Consider the following 378-nt stretch of genomic DNA (forward strand, 5'->3'; position numbering starts at 1 on the left):
ATAGCGTTTCATTGGTGTAAACTGTAAGTAACCACACAAACAGAACCCGAGGAAAAACTATGAGCTACTCCCATCTTACCATAACCGACCGAATAAAGATAGAAACCTACTTAGAATTAGGTTTGAAACCTTGCCAAATTGCAAATAAACTTGGCGTTCATAAGTCTACTATTTCAAGAGAGTTAAGACGATGCCAAAATGGTTATTCCTCAGCCTTAGCACAGGAACAGTACGACCACAGGGCTAAGCAAAAAGGTCGGAAGTCTCGTTTGACACCAAAGTTGAAAAAGGAAATTGAGGACGGTTTAAAATCCTCCTGGTCACCTGAACAGATTTGTGGCCGCTATCAGCTTGAACAAAAGCCAATGGTAGCTTTTA

1 protein-coding gene is annotated in these 378 nt (G+C 40.7%); it reads left to right on the top strand.

All coding sequences use genetic code 11. The annotated features are described in order from the left end of the window. Nucleotides 1-59: 59 nt before the first annotated feature. On the top strand, nucleotides 60-378 hold a 319-nt coding region (locus AX663_RS00740; protein ID WP_156430742.1), incomplete at its 3' end, for a helix-turn-helix domain-containing protein.

Source organism: Streptococcus sp. CCH8-H5 (assembly GCF_001556505.1).
Classification (GTDB): Bacteria; Bacillota; Bacilli; order Lactobacillales; family Streptococcaceae; genus Streptococcus.